The following is a 23,208-nucleotide window of genomic DNA, read 5'->3' as shown; positions in this document are numbered from 1 at the left end:
GTAAGTTTATGATATAATGAATGCTGAGGTGATCCTTATGAATAATTTTGAGATGTGTCCGCGCTTCGAGAAGGCGGTCGATGTGCTTAGCAAACGCTGGGTTGCGCTAATTGTATTCGTCCTCATGGATGGTCCGCGGCGGTTCGGGGAAATCGAGCATTGCTTATCCAATCTAAGCGGCAAGGTATTATCCGACCGGCTGAAGGAAATGGAGAATGAAGGGATCATACAGCGTACTGTATATCCTGAGATGCCTGTGCGAATTGAGTATTCGTTAACCGATAAAGGTACGGCGCTCGCTCCTATCCTTGGAGAGATCGGCAACTGGTCTACGGATTGGATCGAGATTGGCGTGACCAAATGATTGCCATCCGGCACGCGAAGCAGCGCCCTTAAAGTTCCTGAACAGGGAAACTTTGAGGGCGCTGCTTCGTTTGTTTTATAGTAAGCATGGTTGACTCCTACAGATCCTTGCGCTGAAAGCGCAGAAGCCCCAGCCCGAAGATAACCACAGTGTAGATTACAGCGTATACGACAAAGGTATTCGACGGAAATGAATTGAAATTCATCAGAGTAAGCGCCCCGCTATTCATGGATACCATACCATTCAAGTCCTTCAAGCTGAACAGCTCGACAGTCATTCGGCGCTGCAGGGTATCTGCGGGCATAATCATCGAGATCATTCCGGTCAGATTATTCAGCACCTTCAGTCCGTCGTCCTCCAGTCTCAGCGACCCGCTAAGCTTATCTACCATCCCGCCGAGAAATCCAGCCCCGTAGAGCATTGTCATGAACACACCGTTGCCAAGCGCCGAGAATAATCCTGAACCCAGCATGGATACGGAGATTAACAACGGAACTACAGATGCGAACAATAGGAATGACTTCACAAGCACGGCCGCATCTCTGGGAACATTCGCGTGAGCACTTGTAATCAGCAGAATCGCAGTGAACAGAATGAGGGCATAGATCGTTCCAAGCGTAACGAAGCCCAGCCAGCGGCCAAGATACCATTTCCAGCGCGGCAGCGGCCGGGGCAACAGAGCCTGCATGACCCCCTGCTCCGCTTCTCCGGCAATCACCGAGAAGGAGCTGAAGATCGCCAGGAAGGCAATGACAAACGCGCCGAAGAAGAAGCCCAGGCTCAGAATAAAAGCGCCGTTCATGTACTGCATGAATAACCCGTTGCCATTCCCGAGCGTTCCGGTATTCGGATCGTTCCTCCCCACGGTATCCGCCACGAACCAGAAGGCAATCAGAAACACAACAGTCAGGAGCAAGGTTAGCAGCATCACTTTTTTACGCAGCATTTCCTTCCAGGTCATCGCAAGTATGGTTCTCATTCCTTCTCCCCCCTATGACTGAGCCCGGCGACCGCATCCATGAACCAATCCTCCAGCCGCTCCGTCTGGCGGATCACCTGATACAGCGTCATCCCCTGCTGGACCATCAGCCCGTTCAGCCAGCCCGCCTGTTCCTCATGATCCAGCTCCGCCGCAAGCCACACGATGCTTGAATCTGACTCCCCCTCCTGTGCCGGATCATAGCCCGATTTACCCGCCGCAGGCACGGATTGCCGGATGGTTAACCCTGTATGCTCATTAAGCCAGGACAGCAAAAAAGGCGTGTATCCGCCCACTTTGAAATGCCAGTTTGTCCGTTTGTTCAGCATCTCCGCTACTTTGCCGTGCCGCAGGACCGCTCCGTTACTCAGCAGAGCCATCCGGTCGCACAGCACTTCAACATCCTCAAGTAAATGAGAGTTGAGAAAAATAGTAATTCCCCGTTCCTTCAGCCGCTGCAGAATCTTCCGCACCTCCATTCTCCCGATGGGATCAAGGGCAGAGGAAGGTTCATCCAGGAACAGAATCTCCGGATCATTCACCAGCGCACACGCAAGACCCAGCCGCTGCTGCATTCCCTTGGAATAATGCTTGACCCGGTCCCCTCCGCGAAGCCCGATGCCTACCTCCTGCAGGAGCTGAGGAATTCTCTGATCCATGACGGATTTCGGAATCCGGCACAGCTTGGCATGAAGCCTGACCACCTCTTCACCAGTCAGCCAATCCTGGTAACGGTATAGCTCCGGCAGGTAGCCAATCTTCATTTTGGCTTCGATAGAGCCGAGCGGATGGCCCAGGATAGAAGCCTGCCCGTCCGTTGGCGAGATGAGCCCGACCAGCATTTTGACAAAGGTACTCTTACCGGCACCGTTGGGGCCGAGGAAGCCGAAGGCTTCCCCTTTCCCCACAGTCAAAGTAACATCCTGGCAACCGCGTCCATTCGGATAAGCTTTGGTCAAGGCGTTCGCATCAATCGCAGGGATACTGCTCATGGTGTGATCAACTCCTGTACCTTCTGGATGAACTGCTCGCGGTCAGGATAGAGGTCTCCGCCGCTAAGCTGCAGAAACTGCCCCTTCTGCACCCAGACAGCCGTATAGCTGTTGCCGTTACTGTACTTCATTTCGGTAAGAATCACCGGCGTACCAGCCACCGTAATCTGTTCATCATGACTGCCCTTAATCAGCGGCATCGGCAGATCTCCGGACAAGATCCGGCTCTTCTGCAGGCTGTTTCTCAGATTATCTGGAATCAGCGGGAAGTTCACAACGGCATCAACCGCTTCGTCCAGATCCACAGAAGGGTCTACGGTAACGACAGGTGTGTTCATCTGTGACAAGGATCCCCAGTGCTGATCGCTGCCCAGATCGTAATTCACTTGCTCAGGGATATGAAGCGTAATCGGCTTGCCATCTACAGATGGAGGCAGCAGATTGTCCGAGCCCAGGCGTTTCAGTGCCTTGTTCACTTCCTCCACCTTCAGGTTCAGTGTGATATCATGAGACCCGCTTACCTGAACAAATTTGACCGAATTCATAATGGACCCCTTCAGCGGCTCGTAGCCCAGTAAGCCTTGGATATCCTTGAGCGGAACATTCTCCTTCATCTCACCATTACTGATTGAGACGTCACCGAAGGCCTCAAGGGATTGCTCAATATTTCCATTTCCATTCTCTGTTATCTGATAAAACATATCCCGCAGATCGCCTTCTTCTACAACAGTGGCCTCCTGCATCTTGAACTGGTTCAGCAAGGCTGCCATGGCTGTATTTCCTACCGGAGTAGCTAGTATTGCTGCGAAAATCGCTACGCCTGCCGCCGCTGCTGCCCACTTGCGGGTGCGGCTCAGCACAGGTCTGCGTGTCTTCCGCCCTGCATTCTGCACTGGCTCCGCTGCTGCACGATCATCCGCCTGAGATGCCTTAAGCACAACATCTGCTTCCGGTTCTGTTCTATCTGATCTATCCGCCTTGACAGTCTGTTCCTCTAGAGGGGTCTCTTGCTTACCCCATGTAGCCCACACCGGATTGACCGGCTCGTCTCCCAGCTTCTCCTGTAATTTAGCCCAGGCTTCATCTGTATTCTGTGGCTGTATCTGCCCGTTTGCTCTATTCATGGTTTCATTCCTCCCGGATATCCTTATTCTTGCGGAAGTGACTTCACCGCATGTTGTTTCAATCTGGCGGTAGCCCGGCTTAAAAGCGTGCCCACGACCGGCGGATTCACTCCCAGCTCTCCTGCGATCTCCGCATAGCTGTAACCGGAGTATTTAAGCAGCAGGGCCTGCCGGTCCCGTTCAGGCAGACTATCCAGCCAGCTCCGCACATCTTCCTGATCCAGTTTGCCGAGCACGACTTCTTCTCCGGCAGGGCCGGAAGCATCCGTGTCGTACATCAGCTCGTGCTTATTGATCAGCCGCCGTTCTCTCACCTGTTTGTTCAGGTAGTCATACCCTATACGTGTAAGCACTCTATGCAGCCAGGCTCCCATTGCCGCGGGATCATCTGGCGGATTCCTGTACAGTCTGATAAAAACCTCCTGCGCCAAATCATCCGCGGCACTCTCGTCCCGCACCAGCGCCGCCAGCTTCCGGCGCACGATTGGATAATGCTCATAAAATATCAATTTGAAGTGGTCTGATTCCGGAATATCCATCAAGTAGTTCCTCCTTATCCGCTGCAGCTATAAGTAAGACAGGGGCTGGAGCGAATTTGTATCATCGAAATTCATCGCTTTCGTTTTTAATTTCTTCATCTGTTGTTTTGAACAAGCATACTGTTAAAGAGCCAGCGGAAGTTCCACTGGAAATACTGGGGCAGATGCCAATCCTCATAGCCTTTTAATATCCCTTGTTCCAGCCAGTAAGACTCTGATTTGCCGCTTTTTATAGCTCCAGCAACATAAGTGATCGTATTCTCCAAAAAGCGTGCGACATCCGTGATCCGATCTGAATTAGACACATCTCCGTGTCCCGGAACTACAATATCGACCTTGAGGTCTTTTTGAATGCGTTTAAGGATGCGTATCCAAGCGTATGGATTACCGTATGGCAACACCGGAATGGTCTTAGTCGATATTAAATCACCAGCGATCAAAGTTTGTTCTTCTGGAACATAGACAACAGCATCACTTAAAGAATGACCGCCTCCGTAAGATAAAACTTCAATTGTTCGCTTGGTTCCTTGAATAACGAGTTTATCGTCAAAAGTTATCGCCGGTATTACCCTGCTAAGGGAAGGGATGGCATCATAAAGGGCTCGCTGCACGGAAAGATCATAGCCGATTTCAGTTCGCATGTGGGGATCTCTTTGCTTTGAACGTTCATGATTTAGGCTAGTTATTAACTTTTGGGTATTTTGCTGCATGAAATCAACATTCACTTCACCCATATCTGATAGCAAATCTCTTGTCCACACGGTAGATATAAATTCACTTTTCATAAATGCCTGATTGCCGTTGACATGGTCTCCATGAACATGTGTATTTACTACATATTTAACCGGTTTGTTTGTTAGCTGTTCAGCAGTATGACGTAACAAAGCACCAGATTGCGGCAGGTTGGTTGTATCCACTACAACGGTTAAATTCCCAAGATCTATAATTGCTGCATTCCCCAGAGAACCGCTGCCTGGAACCGAAATAGCACCCCAGATCCCTTCCGATGCTTGTTGAATTGTGAAATATTCGTTGTTCATGGTCACACTCCCTTTAGAATTTGTTCCTGTATTTCAATTCTTAAAGTTAACTTACAAGTTAGAGTCAACTGGAAGTCAAGAAATTACTCAGGGAGAAGTGAGAGGCAGTTGTAACTATTGGCTTGAGTGAACTGAAAGCTGTATAATATTTTTCAATATCAGCATTAAAAAGGAGGGGCAGAAATCGGATGCTTACAATAAGTCAGGTGTCAGAACAAACGGGATTAACTCCTTATACGATTCGTTATTATGAAAAGATCGGGGTACTACATGAACCCAAGCGTAGTAATGGAGGGGCACGTGTCTATAAAGATAGCGAGGTTTCCTACATTCAATGTCTAAATAAACTAAAAAAATTGGGCTTATCCCTTGAAGAGATTACGGAATTTACCCGTGAGGGCTGTGTAATGGATAAAATTCAACAAGGGGAGAATCCTTCTAATTATAATCCTACCTTAAAAAAACGGATTGAAATCCTTGAGAAGCATCTGATGGGACTGGAATCCAGGCGACAAGAGATTGATGACATGATTTCTCTCGCCGTAGAGAAACTCACCCTATACCAAGAACTTACGAAAGAAGACGTAGTAAATACTAGTAGTACGGTTTGACCACTTAATAGACATTAGTATATAAAGTTAAAGCCACTCCCAACAAAGGGGTGGCTTTGAACTGTGAGCTGGGCTTCATACCCCTCTTTGTAGCTTGACACTACAAGAAATCCCGGATCATTTGCTCCTTCATGGCCTCAACAGGATAGCCCGGATAGACTGTCATGAGAAGCATTACGCCATGCAGCGTCGAAGAGAAGTACAGGGAGCGCAGCTTCGGGTCCTCAACCTGCATCTGCTCGAAGATATCGTTCTGATGCTGATATTGCTTCGACATTTCCTGATTCAACAGCTGGCTGTATTTGGACAGCACCGCGTCATCCTCGGGCTGTGTCTGGAGATGCAGAATGAAGCGGTACGCCTTCGGATTATATGCGATATGACCCAGCACCCCTTCGATAATCCGTAGCAGTTGATCTCTAGGTGAGTCGAGCGCGTAGGCCTCCTCCATTATGCCGACAATCTCGTCCACACGGGCCTGAACGATTTCGCCCAGAAGGCCTTCCTTTCCTTGATAGTAATTGTACAGCAGCCCTTTAGATACGCCCGCTCTCTTAGCGATATCATCAATGGATGAGGCATGATACCCCCGTTCGAGGAAGCACTCCATAGCTGCGTGTCCTATATTGTCCATGGCTAATCGGCGGATTCTCTCAATTTCTTCCCGGCTACGCGGCATGTATCGTTCAGTCCTCCCGATTTGAATCCAGAAAACGTTCTATGATAGAAGCAAGCTCCGAAGCATGAGTCATAGTAATCATATGATCTGCACCTTCTACTTTGGCAAATTGCACGGATGGCACACGTTCGAATTCCTTGGCGACGCCAAGGATATCGTTCCATTCTATGGTCCCGTGAATAAAAAGCGTCGGCGCAGCTACTTGTTCCAGCCGGTCGAACGCGGGAGGCTGTGGCCAAATAAACTCAAAGCTTCGCCATTCCGTAAAGACTCTGGTCATGTACCGGGTATGCAAGTCAATCAGGAAATCACGGTGTTCGCTCGCCATTACATTTGCGTAATTGGGACCTTCCAACGAGAACTCTACCATCCTGCTAATGTCAGGAGCAAGCGCATTTACAGCCCCCATCCACTCGAGGAACGCTTCTGAATACGGATAACCCGACAGGGAAGGCGCGATGACAATCAACTGTTCGACCATCTCCGGATGAGCAAGCGTGAAATTCAAGGCCAGCTCCCCGCCCATAGAGTGACCGATCAGCGTAATCTTGTTCAGCTGCAAGTGATGGAGCAGCCCGAGCAGATCACGGACGGGATCCATCGGCTCCTGCGGTGCGGGCGATTGTCCCATCCCCCTGCTATCATAAGTCAGGACTCGATTGGACTTCGCGAGCAGAGGTACAAGCTCTTTTCATTCCCTGGAGTCAACCCCCGGACTATGAATCAAAATAATGTCTGGTCCATTTCCCTGAATATCATAAACCAAGTCCATTTCATAAGCTCCTCTCAACAGAAATTGGAATTTATCAGCTTTATTATATTTACGACTGAACGATCAGTCAACTGTAAAATTGAGCGTGTAAACAGAAAATGGATATAGGCCAGCGGCAGGCGGAAATATGCAAAAAGCAGGCATCATCAGATGCCCGCTTCGAATGAAACTATTATGCTGCTGAATTACATCAGCTTCTCGATATCATCCTTAATCTGTTCGGACTGCGGTCCGAATACGATCTGTACGGCTCCTTGCCCGAGCCGCATCACACCGGAAGCGCCAAGCTGCTTAAGTGCGGAGTCTTTAACCGCTTTATCATCGTTGACATTAAGCCGCAGACGGGTGATGCAGGCATCAATGCTGCGGATGTTCGCAGGACCGCCGATGTTCTCCAGGATCTTGGCGGCTCTGGAAGAGGCCGATACGGTAGTTCCGCCTTTGGACAGATCAATAACTTCGTCTTCAGTGTCATCCTCGCGGCCCGGGGTTTTGAGGTTGAACTTGACGATAACAAAACGGAACAATACATAATACAGTAAGAAGAATGCCAGCCCCACAGGGAATAATACCCATGCATTCGTTGAGAGCTTCAGGTTGGTCAGGTAATCAATCAGCCCGGCAGAGAAGCTGAAGCCTAATCTTACATCCAGAATATACATCAGAGCCATAGATACACCGGTCAGCAGGGCATGAACGAGATACAGCACCGGTGCCAAGAACATGAAGGAGAATTCCAGCGGCTCGGTAATCCCGGTAAGGATAGAGGCAATCGCAGATCCAATGAAGATGGAGGCTACCAGCTTTTTCTTTTCCGGCTTGGCGGTATGAATGAAGGCCAGCGCCGCACCCGGCAACGCAAACATCATGATCGGGAAGAACCCGGTGGTGAACATTCCTGCACTTTTATCCCCAGCCAGGAAGCGCCATACATCGCCATGGATTACCTCGCCGGCTGCATTAGTAAAGTCTCCTAGCTGGAACCACGCAATCGTATTGATAACATGGTGAAGACCAATAGGAACCAGCAGCCGGTTCGCCGTACCAAAGACGAACGCGCCCACTGCACCAAGGCTGACTACCCAGTTGCCGAAATCGCTGATCACATCCTGCACGGGACTCCAGATCATCCCAATGAAGATAGCCAGTACCATCGTAGAAGCTGCCGTCACAATCGGAACAAACCGCTTACCGGCAAAGAAACCCAACCAATCCGGCATTTTGACATTGTGATATTTCTGGTACAGGAAAGCGGCCCAGGCTCCGGCAAAGATACCGCCAAGCACGCCCATATCCAGCACTACATCGTCATTGATAAACCCAAAGGTTCCTGGAACAATCAGCAGAACTTTGCCGAGAACCAGATATGCAATCAGTGCGGAGAGAGCGGCAACTGCATCACCTGCGAACCCGATCGCCACCCCTATTGCGAAGATCAAGGCCAAATTCCCGAAGATCGCTCCGGCCCCCGCATTCAGAAATGGAGCCACATACTGGTTCAGGAATCCCCCTACCGTGCTGCCCAGATGCAAGTCCTTTTCATAATTGAGCAGCCCGAACCCTTGCAGAATAGCGGCCGCCGGTAGGGTTGCAACTGGAAGCATTAATGATTTACCTAACTTCTGTAGAAAAGCCAACATAATGAAATCATCCCCCTGGTTTCATATTAAATACCTGTATGCTTTATTGCTGTAAAGCCACCGTAAGAATACTGCTCTGCCCGACGCTAACCGCCCCATAATGGCAGTCCACTTCGGGGAGATCCTCCCCGCTGCCGGTTACAATAACCGGGGTGATCGTCCGGTAACCGGCGCTCCGGATCATCTCCAGGTCGAACTCGATCAGCGTCTGGCCTGCTTTGACTTCATCACCAGAAGCGATATGGCTGATGAACCCGTTCCCCTTCAGGCTGACGGTATCAATACCAATGTGCATTAGCAGCTGCAGACCGGAAGCGTGCTCAAGTATCAATGCATGATTACTCTTGACCACGTGAGCGATCGTTCCGTCAAACGGAGCGGTTAATTTCCCCTCTGTAGGTTCTATGGCAATTCCCTTACCCATATGCCCTCCGGCAAACGTCTCATCCGGCACTTCAGATAACGGAACGGCTTGCCCGCTGACCGGAGCAGCGATATTCAGGCTAACTACAGCATGTTTCTCTTCTTGTTTGGATTTCCATCTCGAAAACATATATTTCACTCCTTGCTGCTATTTGTTTTTCTCTATAGTCTGGAACAACCGGTGCAGATGCATGGCGAGGAAGCAGATTTCCTCTTCCGGTACGTCTACACTGAGCTTGCCTTGCATGATCTTTCCCATCCGCTGAGCGAGCTTGTATTCATCCTTGTATTCTTTCTTGATATGCTTCACAAATGGATTGTCGATGAGCGAACCCTGCAGAATCCGCTCAATCGAGAACCGCAAATGAACCATTAGCCGGACATGATTCATACTCCCCTGCTCGAAGCTAATCTTACGTTCGCTGCGGATCATATCCATCAGATCACTGACGATATTGGAGGCCTTCACGAGCTGGCCAACCGGCACATTGCTGACTGCAGAATATACGTGATAGGTAAGGAATCCTACCTCATCCTCGGGAATCTGCACCTCGAAGCCTGCGCTGATCTTCTCCGCTGCCTTGTAAGCGATCTCAAATTCCTTGGGGAAGGTCATCCGGGTCTCCTCCAGGAATGGATTAACAATGTCCATCCCGCTGCGCAAGCGGAAAATGGTGAACTGGATATGGCTGGGGAGCGCCAAATAGATCTTGTCGTTTAACTTGCCGGGGAACTCACGGGCGATATCTGAAATAATCTCATCCGTTATCCTCATGACCTTGGGATCAATGTCCTCCAGCAGAATCTGATATTGACTCCATTCCTCGCGGTCCTCCAGCCGGAACAGCTTCTCAATCCGGGGATCATCCGCATCTATTACACCTGTGTCCTTAAGCGCAAACCCGATGCCCTTGCCGATAATTACGTATTCCTTGCTTTTCTTGCCTCCTTGAACCATTACAACATTATTCCCAATCACCCGCAGAACCTGAAATTGTTCACTTTCCCTCGCCAAGTTCTCCCTCCTTTCCGTTCATTGCCTGAATTTTCGCACAAAAAAGAGCCAAGACTGGACTCAAAGAATTGAGTACGAATCTTGGCTCATGCCCTGTTAAGGTAACACGCCACTAGCACATAAATGATCATTTATGCTCTCATAATAAATCATACCTTGCATTCCGTCAATGGATTTTTGGAAAAGTCAAGTTTCAGTCCCGTTCCGGTAACCACCGGCACATCCGTGTGACCACATCCTGCATCATTACCGGCTTGCTCAGGAAATCTGTCGCCCCGGCTGCCAGGCACCGTTCACGGTCTTCCTTCATCGTCTTGGCTGAGATCGCCAGGATCGGAAGGTCGGTAAGGTGCATTTCCTCACGAATAATGGACAGCGTATCGTAGCCATCCAGCATCGGCATCATAATATCCAGCAATACAATGTCCACGTCCGCCTGCTCTCTAACCACCTGCAGACATTCATACCCCGTCTGAGCGGTCATAATAATCATGCCGTACGGCTCCAGACCTTTCTGCAGGGCATAAATATTGCGCATATCGTCATCTACGATCAGTACGGTTCGGCCGTGAAGCTTCGCATATTCCTTCTCGAACAGCGAATCCCGGCTGCTGCCAGGCTGCGTATATGTATCAGCGGGCATGGCTTGTTCCCTCCCTGCGGCAGTCTGCGGTAACTCCGCCACATGGATGGGTTCTTCCTCGCTATCCAGTTCGCGGCAGGGAAGATACAGCGTGAAGGTGCTGCCGGTCCCCTCCTCGCTCTCCAGGCTGATATGTCCGCCAAGGAGCCGGGCCAATTGCAGCGAGATGGATAAGCCGAGTCCGGTTCCGCCGAACTTGCGGGCCGTTGTCCCGTCCGCCTGGCGGAAGGCTTCAAAGATCAGTTCACGGTTCTCCGCAGAAATGCCGATCCCGGTATCTTTTACAGCAAAGGCCAGTACGTGCTCACGCATCGTATAATTGGAGTCTTCATACGAATCCAGCTTGGCAATCTCTACCGATACAGAACCTTGTTCAGTGAATTTGAACGCATTGGACAGCAGATTCCGCAGAATCTGATGCATCCGCATCTCATCCGTGAAGAACAGATCCGGCACATTCGCGTCCAGCTTCACCTGAAACTCAATATTCTGGGCTTCGGCCAGCTTGCCGAAATAACCCTGCAGCAGCGAGGGCAGCTCCGTCAGATTAACGGCATCCATTTCCACCAGCATTTTGCCGGCTTCCACTTTGGAGAGATCCAGAATATCATTAATCATACTAAGCAGATCATTGCCGGAATTGTAGATGACGGACGCATACCCCAGCTCTTCTTCCGTTAAGGTATGATTGCGGTTCTCCGTCAGCAGCTGCGAGAGAATCAGCATACTATTCAGCGGTGTGCGCAGCTCATGCGACATATTGGCCAGGAACTCGGATTTATAACGTGAGCTTTGCTCCAGCTGTTCATTGTACCGCTCCAGCTCTATGGCTGCATTCTCGGCTACCGCCTTCTGGTCCTCCAGCTCCTTGTTCACTGTGAGCAGCTCGCTGGTCTGACTCTGAAGCTCTTCGGTCTGCATCTGCATCTCCTCGGACTGCGTCTGCAGCTCTTCCGATTGAACCTGGAGTTCTTCGTTCATGACCTGAGATTCATGCAGGAGTCTCTGGATCTCCATCCGGGTCTTCACGGAGTTCACGGTTACACCCATCATATCCAGCAGTTCCTGGAGCAGTTCGAAATGATACGGCGCCCAGCGGGTAAGCGCAGCAAGCTCAACGACGGCAACGGTCCTATTCTCAAAAACAATCGGGGCAATCACGGCAAACTTAGGTGCCGTTCTGCCAAGAGCCGATGTAATGTGAATATAATCCTCGGGCAACTGTTCGATAATGTTCATCCGTTGATCCAGTGCGCATTGACCCACCAGCCCCACTCCCGGCTTAATCACCTCCGGGCCTAGATGAGCTTCCTTATTCTCGGCTCCCGCGTAGGAGTAGATGCGCTCGAACTGCTCTTCCTTATTCAGCACGAATATAGCGGCATATTGCATTTCCAGCATCACGGATAACCGGCTGACAAAAATCCGGCATAGCGAAGGCATATCTATCGTCTCTTGAAGGGCAACAGACATGGAGGTGAGCTGTTCGCTCATCCACTGCTCCCGCTGAACGTTGTCCAGCAGACCGTTGGTGGCTTCTCCCAGATCATAGATCTCATCCAGGGTCTTCACCTTGATGCGGTCTGACCGGTCGCCGCCGGAGGCAATGCTGTTGATGGCCCGGATGACACTGTGCAGCGGATTTACGATGCTGGCTGAGAGAAGATAAGTAATCAGCAGCGCCAGTACAACCACCAGTCCCCACAAAATATACATGGTAATCAGCAGCTTATGATTGCTGGCCTTAAGATTGCCGATCCGCTCATTCGTTAACGTGCGCTCAATGTCACGGAAGTAATCGGCCTGGGAGCGTATGGTATCTACCACACTTTTCCCTGCATCATTACGAAAAAAAGCACTGACCGCCTCATTCTGTCCGTTCTTCTTCAGCTCTACGACATGCTGCCCGGCTACATCCACCCATTTCTCGATATTGTCCATAATCGCGTCCAGGTTACGAACCTGGCTGGGATTATCGGCGATCAATGCATTTAGCTTCGCGGCATTAATCCTCCACTCTACCAGCCCGTCATTATAGGGTGCGAGGTAGGACTCGTCGCCTGTAAGGGCATAACCTCTTTGCCCGGTTTCCATATCGAGCACATTTTTCTCCATTTGATATGTAAGTTCGTGAACTTCTATATCATGATCGCTCAAGAATACAGTTTCTTTCTCAAGACTGTTAATTCTGCCCGATACTATTACCAGAAATAGACCTAACATCAATAATATTATGACATATCCAAGTGCGATTTTGCCACGGATCTTCAAGCTCCACGCATGCTTCTCCGGCAATGCTCCAACCCCCATCTAGAGTTATCCTCGATTACAAATATCCTTCGTTGCGGGACAATGGCAATCTGTCCTTGAGTTGACGCACATTGGCTTCCAGCTTAATAATAATGTCCTCCAGATCCTGCGGATCAATTCCCCGTATCACCGGGGCCGGGGCTGGAGCTGCTGCCACTCTCGACTCAGCCTTGAGCTCTTTCATCTCAATCTGCTGCTCCTGCCACTTATCCATCAGATCCGCTATGGTAGCATAGAACCGTTCATAATCCTTAATTACGCTGTCCAGGAAGGTATCTACCTCTTCGGCATCATAGCCGCGAAGCTTCATACTGAATTCCTTCTCATGAATGGTAAGTGCATCAAGGGTAATGCCGAGCTGGCTGAACAGCTTTCTTTGCTTGTCCAGCCGCCGTTTCATATGTTCGTCCATTTCAGTAACCTCCAAGTGTATGCTGCATTCATCCGGCAGTACTCATTATAACAGGGTGAAAGCAACCTGAAAATATCACTAAAGTTACAATTCAGCAATAGAATTGACTACTGATTGCCTTTTATAACAATAGGGTAAGGAAAGATTACGACAGTATAACTACTTAAATACCATATTGACTCTGAAAGGAAGATGACCGCATGAGCCACTTAACAGAAGCCCAAAAGACTAAGCTTAAGCAATCCCTTGAAGAACGCAAGGCAGAACTGGAACAGCATTTCTCCAGCAATGGGGCGGAAGATAGCCTGCTGGGCGATTCCCTCACACTCTCTACGGGTGAACTCTCTTCCGTGGATAATCATCCTGCTGATACAGGAACGGAGACTTTTGAAAGAAGCCGCGACCTGTCCATTAACACATCACTATCAGAAGAATTATCGGAAATCGAAGCTGCTCTGGAGCGGATGGAACAGGGTACGTACGGCATCTGCGAAGCCAGCAAACAAGAGATTCCTTATGAACGGCTTGAAGCCATCCCCTTCACCCGCTATACCGTAGAACATGCTCCAGCCCGCCGTGACTCTGGTGAACGGCCCGTGGAAGAGGAGGTCATCACGCCGCCCCCATCCGGTGCAGGCCAGGGACGGCAAGAGCATAGCGGAAGATTCGATGACGCCGGTGCGTGGGAAGCTGTCCAGGATTACGGCAGCGCCAGCTCACCGGTTACCCCTCCGGGGCAGGATATTGAAGAAGAGGATTCCTGAGCCGGCAGAATTAAGCTGAAATCCACACCCTGGACAGGATGCCCGTCACTCAGAAATCCCCGATCAGAAGTTGTCGGCTACTGCCTTGTTAAGGATACCCAGACAGCGGTCCAGGTCGGTCTTCACCTGCTTCTTGTACAGCTTGGCTTTGTCCTCCCCGTCTGAAGTGAAATGATACAGGACAATCTCCTGGAAATCGACCTTCGGATCATTCCCCTTCAGCTGCTTGGTGCGGTATAGTATCCCTTGCTGCACCAGCTCATGCAGGGCCCGGTATATTTCACTCTGGGGAGGAGAATAGCCATACGCTTTGAAATCTCTCCGCAAATCCTCAAGCATCTGATACCCATACCCCTTGTGCTGTTCCACCATCGTAATCAGATATACTTTGATAAAAGCCCGCTGGGCAATCATAAACGCCATTAAGACACCTCCCGGGGTGTTTTATTTTAAAATATAAGAAGTTATATGTTTTGATATTTGAGAATTGCAAATTTAAACTATGTCTCTAGTATAAACTCTATTTCCCAGCCTTCACAACAAGTAATTTGATAATAAAATCCAACGACAGTAATATAGTCTGCTAGCTCTGCTAGTAATGTAGCTTGCATTCAGATAATGTGAAATTTCGAGGATTTGTGGTGTTTACGTTGCCGGGTGAAGATGTTAGTATTCACTTTTTCTTGTTTTAAGGGGATAGGTACGTATGTAGTTTGGTTGTGTTGTGTTGTGGAAAGGTGTGGTTGTTTATTTGGGTTTTCTATTGTGAATTTTTCATATGATGAAATACTGTTAATAGAGTGGCTTTACCTCACTGCCTCTGAGATCAGTGCTTGACACATCCGTAAAATCAAAGCTATTATGGATACAATAAGTCTTCGATTGTGATAATTAAAGATATAAAGTATCTTTTAAAACCTTTTTATATGACAACTGTAAAGTTAACAAGAAGAGGGAGGTGAAAGTGATGGAAAAGATCACTATAAGTAGAATCGTACGCTTAAGGAAATATACCTATTCCTGCAGAAAATAATGATCAAATTATCGAATTGAAAGGAAGATACGAATGATCTCGAATCGAATTTCCATTTATTTATTAGCTTTAGGTGCCTTTGTATTAGGAACAGCAGAATTTATCGTGTCAGGCATATTAGAAGTTATTTCTGAGGATTTGAACGTATCTATTTCTTTGGCTGGTCAATTAGTCACCATATATGCCTTATTTTATGCAGTTGGGGCACTTGTATTGGTTATGCTAACTGCAAAGTTTGAAAGAAAAAAAGTGTTATTATACTCTATGGTCATTTTTATTGCGGGAAGCATCCTGTCTTTCTTTAGTGTTAATTTTAGTATGCTTCTGCTTTCCCGTATTGTTCAAGCAATGAGCGGGGGGCTGTATTTCGTTATCGCAACCAATTACGCCGCCAGACTTGCTGAACCTGCAAAGCGTGGCGGTGCAATCGCAACCGTAATCACTGGATTTACAGTCTCTTTAGTACTGGGTGTACCGATCGGAACCTTAATTGCTGCATTTATGGATTGGCGTTATATCTATCTTATCATTGCTGCCGTGACTCTTATCAATCTAATGCTAATCAATAAATACATCCCTAAATTAGAGGGAACTACACCGATCTCTTTGAAGCACCAATTACTATTGATCAAAGATAAGCAATTAATTAGCGGTTTACTCACCACAGTATTTTTTTTCCTCGCATACACAATGGTCTTTGCTTATATAGCTCCGCTTTTAAGCAGTGTATCCGGGTTTTCTATTGAAAAGATAAGTACAGCCCTGTTCGTATTAGGTGTGTTTGCTTTCATAGGCTCACGGTTTGGTGGGTATGCAGTCGATAAATGGGGACCTGTTCGAACCATTTACATTAGTTTAATAATTCACGCGGCAGCTTTATTCCTATTAACAGTAACAGCTGCTTCAACGATAGGCGTTCTCCTTACATTAATGATTTGGGGGGCTGCTGCTTGGACAACAACACCTGCTAATCAATTTTATTTGATCTCTATCAAACCGCAATCATCAGAAATTGTTTTAAGTTTCAATACTGCGTTAATGAATATCGGTATGACCTTAGGCGCAGCCTTCGGTGGAGTCGTGATTCAATATACATCCATTCAGAATCTGGGTTGGATTGGCGGATTAATCGTATTACTGGCGTTAATAATTGCCTCTTATTCGTTTGCGCTGAATAAAAAACAAGCTGCAAAGGGGATATAAAAAAAACATTATTTTGGGATCTATATAGTAGTGAAGCATGAGTTCAGATAATGTAAAATTTCGGGATTAGCGCAATGATTTTCGGCAGCTTCGTTTGGTTAATAGGGTAATTTTAAGTAAATTTTAATATTTACTTACGAACTAACGTTCGGTATAATGAACTTGATTCCATTACAAAAGGGAGATGTTGGATATGTATAAACACATTAAAGATTTTGCCGCAACTTGGCAGTATGAAACGGAAGCAACAATGCGGACGCTGGAGATGCTGACCGACGAGTCTCTTGGCCAACAGATAACAAGTGAACATAGAACGCTTGGGCGTGTTGCGTGGCACCTTGTACAGACGTTGCACGAAATGCCATCTCGGACGGGTCTGTCTTTCAAAGGACCGGGCAAAAATATGCCGGTGGCAGCTTCGGCAGCAGACATCGCGTCTGTCTATAAGAGGACCTCACAAGCGCTCCTTGATGCTATACAGTCCAGTTGGAAAGATGAGAATCTGCTTATCATGAGCGATATGTATGGTGATCAATGGCCAAACGGCGTAATGCTGGATATTCTCGTAAAGCATGAGATTCATCATCGTGGTCAGATGACAGTCCTGATGCGCCAAGCAGGTCTTCGTGTGCCGGATCTTTACGGCCCGACAAAAGAGCAGTGGGCCGAGCACGGAGCTCTACCTCCAGTAATTTAGAGCAAGGTTACCCCCGTTTTGGCCGTTAAATGGTTTGTTTACATATGTTGGTTCGGGGCTCTTGGAATAAATATCCGACTCTTAGTACAATCTCCTTATCCAGTAACGAGCCTGTATTGTCTAATATAGTAGGTGTGACTCTATTTGTAGTTGCTATTATAAACGTACATTTTGATATCAAAGCTAAAGAGACAACGAGACGTAGTTAACAGTTTGAAAAACGTTTTTTGTCCAATTCATAAAACAACCCGCCGGGCATAAGCCAGGCGGGTTGTTTTATATATGACCTAAATTCAAAAGCTGCCGCTAAGTGAATTCAATTTGCAAGCAACGATTCTATTGTGAATTTTTCATATGATGAAATAAGATAAACAAACCCTCCCTCTCTTTGATATTTTTTGTTGTAATTACAACAAAAATCATGTACTATTTTAAAAGCTATAGGCTTGGAAAATACATGATTAATGGGGATGCGATTATGAAGGAAATTCTGCGCGAAGTGGGAATGATTGCCCGGTCCCTGGACTCGATTAGCAATATCGAATTTAAGCAGTACGACCTTACCAGGGGGCAATATTTGTATCTGGTGCGGATCTGTGAGAATCCGGGGATCATTCAGGAGAAGCTGGCTGAAATGATTAAGGTGGACCGGACAACGGCTGCCCGTGCTGTTAAGAAGCTTGAGCTTAACGGTTTTATTGAAAAAAATGATGATCAGCATAACAAAAAAATCAAGCGGCTGATCCCTACAGATAAAGGGCAGGCCGTCTACCCTCTGATCAAAAGGGAAAATGATTATTCCAATAGCGTAGCGCTGTCCGGCTTCTCCGAAAGTGAGGCAGAAACCCTGGTGAACCTGCTGCAAAGAGTCAGATCCAATGTGGAAAAAGACTGGGAGTATGTAAAAAAGGGAAACAAACGGGACTATTGATTGTACAAGTGACTACTAAATTAAACTAAAGGAGAATTATTGATGACTATATTGATAAAGAAATGCTCGCCCGCAGATCTGGACATCCTGCAAAAAATTAGTATTGAAACCTTTACGGATACCTTCGAAAATCAGAATTCACCGGAAGCTATAGAAGCTTATTTGAAAAGAGCCTTTCATCCAGAGCAATTAAAAAAAGAATACGATAACCGCCAATCTGAATTTTACTTCATCTATTATAATGAAGAAATTGCCGGATATCTGAAGGTTAACACCGATGATGCCCAATCTGAAAATATGGACAAGGACTCGCTTGAAGTGGAACGGATCTATATTAGAAGGCCTTTTCATAGGCTGGGGCTAGGAAAACATCTTATGGAGAAGGCGGCCCAGATCGCGGTCGAAAAGAACAAAAGGAAGCTCTGGCTGGGGGTTTGGGAAAAAAACGGGAACGCAATTTCTTTTTACAATAAATTGAATTTCGTACAAACAGGCACTCACTCCTTCTATATGGGTGACGAGGAGCAGACGGATCTGATCCTAACCAGAATCATCCGCTAGCCCAACAAGGTCGTCAGCACCAAAAACTGCCCGGGCATGTTCGCCGCAGGCAGTTCTTGGTTAAGCTATAAGGGCAAGCATAAGCTTGCTGTAATTTTTATATTTTGTCGCGGTTATAGAGGTCCGGATCACGGTCTGCGTTCATCGCGCCCCTGTTGCCCAAAGAGTTGCCGACTCTGGTATCCTCCGGGTAGAGGCTGTCGTAACGATTGGAGTTCAGTGAGCGGTTGCCGCGGAATACCGTATGGATATCTCTCCCCCGGCCGTTGTCATCGACCAGAACGAGGATTTTGCCGCTGTCGATATATCCTTCGTAATCTCTCGCCTCATCCTCAGGAATACCGAGCCCGATTAATCCGCCGACCAGTCCGCCAGCACCTACTCCAATAGCCGCCCCTGTTAGCGTAGCTACGATTGGACCCGCTGCGAGGATTGGACCAATTCCCGGAATAGCGAGTGCGCCGATCCCGGCCAGCAGTCCGGTCACGCCTCCAACTACCCCGCCGGTTGCCGCGCCTGTAGCAACACCTTCCGGTGCCATCGTTCCTGTATCTTCGGAGATATGCTTGAGATCATCCCGATCCTTCGTTATTACGGAAATTTCATCGTTGGTGAACCCTTGACTCTGCAAACTTTCAATTGCTCTGGTTGCTTCTTGTTCCGTATCGAATACACCAATAATTTTCTCTGTCACTTGAAGCCCTCCTTCGTAATTGTTGTTCGCTATTGTATTACCCGATCATGGGCTGTCCAAACAGCGAATACCATTCTCCGGGCAAAAATCTGTAGGTTCCCCTTCTATTTAGGAGGGCGGGTGCGGTTTGTCGGCACTGCCTCCAGCGGGTTCTCCGGCCAGTAGTGCTTGGGATAACGGCCTTTCAGATCTTTTTTGACCTCGAAGTAGGTGTTCTGCCAAAAGCTCGACAGGTCCGAGGTGACCTGCATCGGCCTTCTCGCCGGAGACAACAGGTGCAGCAGCACCGGAACCTTGCCTCCGCCTATCCGCGGGGTATCCGTCTGTCCGAACATCTCCTGCAGCCTGACCGCCAGCACCGGCGCCCCCGGATTGCTGTAATCCAAAGGGACACGCGAACCGCTCGGCACCGTAATATGCGTCGGCGCTTCCTTGTTCAGCAATTGGCGGCTATTCCAGTCCAGCATCCCCTCCAGCGCCTGCGTCAGCTTCACCCGCTGTAAATCACGGAGATTCCGCATCCCTTGTATAAAGGGTGCCAGCCATTCCTCCAATGTATCCGTCAACGCCTCATCCGACATATCGGGCCAGTCGGCCCGCAGCGAGTGCATGAATTCCATCCGCTGCCGCAACTGGGTGGTCCCTTTCTCCCAAGGCAGCAGCTGTAGCCCTTCCGCGGCGATCACCTTCAGCAGTACGCTCTCCGTCTCTTCTGCCGTAGCCCGTTCATGGGTGGTCTGCTTCAGCACGAGTGCCCCCAGTCTGGTCACCCGCCGTGCCTTAACGCTCCCGCTCTCACTGTCCCAGTAGACTTCGCGTTCTTCCAGAAGGCTATCCGCGTGATGCTTCAGCAGGTCCTGCTCGGAGAGCGCTGCAGCAAGCATGATCCGGCTCTGCCCGGCACGGTCATCCACGCCGGGTGCCACAATGTAGGGCGAGCGCGCCAGCGGCTGCCCCTCGCGCATGGCCGCCCCCCGGCCGCCTGAGAGCAGAAACGCGCCGTCGCCGCGTTTCTGCCCGATGCGGTCGGGATAGGCGAACGACAACAGCAGGCCGCTGCGGCTGATGTCGCCCGGCCCTTCGTCTGGCGCTGCCCCCAGCTGCGCCAGGAAGACCCGGCTCTCGCGCTGCACCGCGCGCAAGACCGCCGGGTCCGCTCCGCCGCCAGATGCGGAGCGCCCGAACCCGAACAGCGCCTCCACGCGCAGCGTGAGGTCGCTGTCCTGGGCCGCGGGACCCTTGAAGAGGTCCCGCTCCTGCAGCAGCGCTGCGAGCCTGGCGGCGAGCGGCGCGGCTGCAAGGTCTGCCGCGCGCAGCAGCATGTGCGCGATGCGCGGGTGCGCGCCGAGCGCGGCCATGCTGCGGCCGTGCGGCGTAATGGCGCCGCCGGCGTCAAGCGCGCCGAGCTGGCGCAGCAGCGCCGTGGCCTGCGCATAAGGCGCGGCAGGCGGCGCGTCAAGCCAGGCGAGCGCAGCAGGCTCGCGCACGCCCCATAGCGCCAGCTCCAGGGCGAGCTGCGCCAGGTCGGTCTCCATGATCTCCGGCACGTTATCGTCCGGAAGATGGTTATGCGCCTCCCGGCTCCACAGCCTGTAGCAGACGCCCGGCGCAGTGCGGCCTGCCCGGCCGCGGCGCTGATCCGCCGACGCCTTCGAGACAGGCACCGTTGTCAGCCGCGGCATACTGGTACGCGGAGAGAACACCTGGGTCCGGCGAAGACCTGTGTCAATCACCGTCCGCACCCCTTCAATCGTCAGACTCGTCTCAGCGATAGATGTCGCCAGAACGACCTTCCGTTCACCTGCTACAGCAGGAGCTACCGCCGCATCCTGCTGCTGCTGGGGCAGTTGGCCGTAGAGCGGACGCAGCACCGTTCCCGCCGGTAGGCTTGCTGCGGCCAACTCCTGTTCCGTCCGGCGGATCTCCCGCTCACCGGGCAGAAAAACAAGAACATCCCCCGGCTGCTCGGCCAGTGCCCTGCGGACGGCAGCCGCCGCGGACTTCTCCGGGTTGACCGTGCCAGCATCCGGCACATAGAGGGTCTCCACCGGATAAGTGCGGCCTGGACAATGCACGACCGGGGCTTGGCCCAGCAGTGCAGATACGCGATCACTGTCCAGTGTCGCAGACATCACCAGAATACGCAGATCCTCGCGGAGTACACTTTGCGCTTCAAGCGCCAGCGCCAATCCAAGATCCGCATGGAGGCTGCGCTCATGGAATTCATCGAAGATAATAAGACCCACATCCCCCAGCGACGGGTCGCTTTGCAGCATTCTGGTCAGAACGCCTTCAGTTACTACAACGATACGTGTATTTTTACCCACCCGGGTATCCATCCGCATACGGTATCCTACGGTCTGACCGACATTCTCCCCCATACAGGAAGCCATATAGCCTGCGGCCGAACGGGCTGCCAGACGTCTGGGCTCCAGCATGAGAATGGTTTTACCGGCCAGCCAGGGCTCCTCCAGCAGAGCAGGCGGGGTAGCCGTAGTCTTCCCCGCTCCAGGCTCGGCGATCAGAATAGCCGCTGTACGGTCAGTTAAAATCCTCTTCAGGTCAGGAAGCACCTGCATAATTGGAAGCTGATTCATTTCATCTCTCCATCATCCGCTAAAAGCTAAGTTAAGTATCTTTCCATTTCATTATCATGGGTCAAACCGCCCCGGATATCAAGTAGAAGCTTAATCGTCATTACGGTGAACCTTCGGGCTTCCGGCTGTTGTAGCACGCGCTTCCAACTTCTGCCTTCACCGCAATACACACCACTGTAAGCAAGTGGAATTATGTACCTTAATTTGTGGGTTTCGGCGGATTGTGGGCAAGCAAGTGGAAAAACAGCATCTGCTGGCGGTGGTTTTAGCTACTTTGGGTGAAGTGCAGTCATTTAAGTGCTATTTTTCCAACTGCTGTTATAGCTGCGGTTCATTGGTTATCAGCAGGTGGAGAAAATCCACTTACTCTGCTCCCCACAGCCTTCGCCCTTGCACAAAAACTACTCCCACGGCGCTGCCAAAAGCTTCCCCAATCCCTACCCAGAACAAAATCACCCTGCGGCTGGATAATGTCTGAACCTCTGCGGTTTAGACAATTCTTTTGGCTACCTCCACCTTACCAGCTGCCCATTTCGGGAGCATCCGGCCTTCGAAGCAGCACATTGTATTCGGTTTTTGTGTGAAAATACTTCTATTATGATTCCTATACCAGCACAAAACCTCCGGTTCTATGAACCGGAGGTTACCTGCTTACTCTTCTATTCCCGTCAGCCGCTGCCGGATCATGTCCCCGTAATCCGAATAGGCAGCATTGCCCTCCAGCCCGCGTTCCTGAAGAAGCTGCTGGAGACGAAGACGCTTGAGCGAGAGCTTGGTTTCCAGCTCCTTACGTTCGCCAGTATCACTGTTGCCGCTGGTGTGACAAGCCAGCAGCAGCTCTTCGAGCGTCACACACTCTGCCCGCAGCGTGACTTCCTCGGGCAGCAATCCGGCATTCTTCATGATCTTGTAGGACATCCGCAGCTCCTCGGGCACCCCCGAGAGATCCTCCAGCTCCAGCGGCTTGCCGTGCCCCGGCAGATTGGCAAACTCTCCGCCGCGCATAGCTTCCTGAATCCTTTGTTCTGCAAGCCAGGATAATATAGCCATCCACACCGTTCCTTTCATCAGCACCCGGGTGCCTTTTCACATTCCAAACGGCACATTCTTCTACAGCTTTGTCCTTATTTTAGCACGGGTGCTGCTGAAATTCATTCCCGGTTTGCCTGTAATTTATTATTCATT

Annotated in this window: 23 protein-coding genes; 7 read left to right on the top strand and 16 right to left on the bottom strand. The window is 49.9% G+C overall.

Annotated features, from left to right (window positions below; all coding sequences use genetic code 11):
* The first annotated feature begins 37 nt into the window (after positions 1 to 37).
* A complete protein-coding gene (gene catR / locus HQN87_RS02110; protein WP_039292833.1) occupies positions 38 to 364 on the top strand; it encodes a catDE operon transcriptional regulator CatR in 327 nt (108 codons plus the stop codon).
* 97 nt (positions 365 to 461) lie between these two features.
* On the opposite strand, the gene HQN87_RS02105 is transcribed toward catR, so the two are convergent.
* The 5 genes from HQN87_RS02105 to HQN87_RS02085 all read right to left on the bottom strand — a co-directional run bounded on the left by HQN87_RS02105 (position 462) and on the right by HQN87_RS02085 (position 5,038).
* Positions 462 to 1,343: an ABC transporter permease subunit gene (locus HQN87_RS02105; RefSeq protein WP_173126977.1), complete on the bottom strand. Its 882-nt coding sequence runs from the start codon at positions 1,341 to 1,343 to the stop codon at positions 462 to 464.
* Entirely contained in the window at positions 1,340 to 2,335 is a 996-nt protein-coding gene (locus HQN87_RS02100) for an ABC transporter ATP-binding protein (RefSeq protein ID WP_173126973.1), read from the bottom strand. The genes HQN87_RS02105 and HQN87_RS02100 overlap by 4 nt, the downstream gene beginning before the upstream one ends.
* Positions 2,332 to 3,459 (bottom strand): hypothetical protein, encoded by a 1,128-nt coding sequence (locus HQN87_RS02095; protein ID WP_173126970.1) that lies wholly within the window; start codon positions 3,457 to 3,459, stop codon positions 2,332 to 2,334. Before HQN87_RS02095 ends, HQN87_RS02100 begins: the two co-directional genes overlap by 4 nt.
* 23 nt (positions 3,460 to 3,482) lie before the next feature.
* Entirely contained in the window at positions 3,483 to 3,998 is a 516-nt protein-coding gene (locus HQN87_RS02090) for a sigma-70 family RNA polymerase sigma factor (RefSeq protein WP_173126967.1), read from the bottom strand.
* A gap of 95 nt (positions 3,999 to 4,093) precedes the next feature.
* Positions 4,094 to 5,038, bottom strand: a complete 945-nt coding sequence (locus tag HQN87_RS02085; protein WP_173126964.1) for an MBL fold metallo-hydrolase — start codon at positions 5,036 to 5,038, stop codon at positions 4,094 to 4,096.
* A 206-nt stretch (positions 5,039 to 5,244) separates the two neighbouring features.
* On the opposite strand from HQN87_RS02085, the gene HQN87_RS02080 reads away from it, so the two are divergent.
* A complete protein-coding gene (locus tag HQN87_RS02080) occupies positions 5,245 to 5,649 on the top strand; it encodes a MerR family transcriptional regulator (protein ID WP_367272645.1) in 405 nt (134 codons plus the stop codon).
* Between the two features lie 100 nt (positions 5,650 to 5,749).
* Here HQN87_RS02080 and HQN87_RS02075 read toward each other — a convergent pair whose 3' ends face one another.
* The 7 genes from HQN87_RS02075 to HQN87_RS02045 form a co-directional block, all read right to left on the bottom strand.
* Positions 5,750 to 6,328, bottom strand: a complete 579-nt coding sequence (locus HQN87_RS02075; protein ID WP_173126957.1) for a TetR/AcrR family transcriptional regulator — start codon at positions 6,326 to 6,328, stop codon at positions 5,750 to 5,752.
* A gap of 7 nt (positions 6,329 to 6,335) precedes the next feature.
* The gene (locus HQN87_RS02070; RefSeq protein WP_301953148.1) at positions 6,336 to 7,004 is read right to left on the bottom strand and encodes an alpha/beta fold hydrolase; all 669 of its coding nucleotides are present in this window, start codon (positions 7,002 to 7,004) and stop codon (positions 6,336 to 6,338) included.
* 281 nt (positions 7,005 to 7,285) lie between these two features.
* Complete coding sequence (locus tag HQN87_RS02065; RefSeq protein ID WP_173126954.1) at positions 7,286 to 8,740, bottom strand: PTS transporter subunit EIIC; 1,455 nt, start codon at positions 8,738 to 8,740, stop codon at positions 7,286 to 7,288.
* A gap of 43 nt (positions 8,741 to 8,783) precedes the next feature.
* On the bottom strand, positions 8,784 to 9,293 hold the full coding sequence (locus HQN87_RS02060; protein WP_173126950.1) for a PTS sugar transporter subunit IIA: 510 nt from the start codon (positions 9,291 to 9,293) through the stop codon (positions 8,784 to 8,786).
* Between the two features lie 18 nt (positions 9,294 to 9,311).
* Positions 9,312 to 10,178: a PRD domain-containing protein gene (locus HQN87_RS02055; RefSeq protein WP_254075317.1), complete on the bottom strand. Its 867-nt coding sequence runs from the start codon at positions 10,176 to 10,178 to the stop codon at positions 9,312 to 9,314.
* 193 nt (positions 10,179 to 10,371) lie between these two features.
* Positions 10,372 to 13,044, bottom strand: a complete 2,673-nt coding sequence (locus HQN87_RS02050) for a CHASE3 domain-containing protein (RefSeq protein ID WP_301953142.1) — start codon at positions 13,042 to 13,044, stop codon at positions 10,372 to 10,374.
* A 103-nt stretch (positions 13,045 to 13,147) separates the two neighbouring features.
* Positions 13,148 to 13,543: a DivIVA domain-containing protein gene (locus tag HQN87_RS02045; protein ID WP_173126943.1), complete on the bottom strand. Its 396-nt coding sequence runs from the start codon at positions 13,541 to 13,543 to the stop codon at positions 13,148 to 13,150.
* Positions 13,544 to 13,743: 200 nt separating this feature from the next.
* Here HQN87_RS02045 and HQN87_RS02040 point away from each other — a divergent pair, with 200 nt between their 5' ends.
* Complete coding sequence (locus HQN87_RS02040; RefSeq protein ID WP_173126940.1) at positions 13,744 to 14,307, top strand: TraR/DksA C4-type zinc finger protein; 564 nt, start codon at positions 13,744 to 13,746, stop codon at positions 14,305 to 14,307.
* Between the two features lie 63 nt (positions 14,308 to 14,370).
* On the opposite strand, the gene HQN87_RS02035 is transcribed toward HQN87_RS02040, so the two are convergent.
* Positions 14,371 to 14,730, bottom strand: a complete 360-nt coding sequence (locus tag HQN87_RS02035; protein ID WP_173126937.1) for a replication termination protein — start codon at positions 14,728 to 14,730, stop codon at positions 14,371 to 14,373.
* A 643-nt stretch (positions 14,731 to 15,373) separates the two neighbouring features.
* Between HQN87_RS02035 and HQN87_RS02030 the strand changes: the two genes are divergently transcribed.
* The 4 genes from HQN87_RS02030 (at position 15,374) to paiA (ending at position 18,732) form a co-directional block, all read left to right on the top strand.
* The gene (locus HQN87_RS02030) at positions 15,374 to 16,543 is read left to right on the top strand and encodes an MFS transporter (protein WP_173126934.1); all 1,170 of its coding nucleotides are present in this window, start codon (positions 15,374 to 15,376) and stop codon (positions 16,541 to 16,543) included.
* Positions 16,544 to 16,736: 193 nt separating this feature from the next.
* Positions 16,737 to 17,240, top strand: coding sequence for a DinB family protein (locus HQN87_RS02025; RefSeq protein WP_173126929.1), 504 nt, complete (start codon positions 16,737 to 16,739; stop codon positions 17,238 to 17,240).
* Positions 17,241 to 17,718: 478 nt separating this feature from the next.
* Positions 17,719 to 18,171: a MarR family winged helix-turn-helix transcriptional regulator gene (locus HQN87_RS02020; protein ID WP_173126926.1), complete on the top strand. Its 453-nt coding sequence runs from the start codon at positions 17,719 to 17,721 to the stop codon at positions 18,169 to 18,171.
* Positions 18,172 to 18,213: 42 nt separating this feature from the next.
* Entirely contained in the window at positions 18,214 to 18,732 is a 519-nt protein-coding gene (gene paiA / locus HQN87_RS02015; protein ID WP_173127659.1) for a spermidine/spermine N(1)-acetyltransferase, read from the top strand.
* A 97-nt stretch (positions 18,733 to 18,829) separates the two neighbouring features.
* Here paiA and HQN87_RS02010 read toward each other — a convergent pair whose 3' ends face one another.
* The 3 genes from HQN87_RS02010 to HQN87_RS02000 form a co-directional block, all read right to left on the bottom strand.
* The gene (locus HQN87_RS02010) at positions 18,830 to 19,426 is read right to left on the bottom strand and encodes a general stress protein (RefSeq protein ID WP_173126923.1); all 597 of its coding nucleotides are present in this window, start codon (positions 19,424 to 19,426) and stop codon (positions 18,830 to 18,832) included.
* Between the two features lie 104 nt (positions 19,427 to 19,530).
* Positions 19,531 to 22,023 carry an ATP-dependent helicase HrpB gene (hrpB, locus tag HQN87_RS02005; protein WP_173126920.1) on the bottom strand — a complete coding sequence of 831 codons (2,493 nt, stop codon included), beginning with the start codon at positions 22,021 to 22,023 and terminating at the stop codon, positions 19,531 to 19,533.
* 651 nt (positions 22,024 to 22,674) lie between these two features.
* Positions 22,675 to 23,073 (bottom strand): DnaJ family domain-containing protein, encoded by a 399-nt coding sequence (locus HQN87_RS02000; RefSeq protein WP_173126917.1) that lies wholly within the window; start codon positions 23,071 to 23,073, stop codon positions 22,675 to 22,677.
* Between the last annotated feature and the right edge of the window lie 135 nt (positions 23,074 to 23,208).

This window comes from Paenibacillus tritici (assembly GCF_013204885.1).
Classification (GTDB): domain Bacteria; phylum Bacillota; class Bacilli; order Paenibacillales; family Paenibacillaceae; genus Paenibacillus_AQ; species Paenibacillus_AQ tritici.
This window is presented reverse-complemented; position numbering and strand designations above follow the sequence as displayed.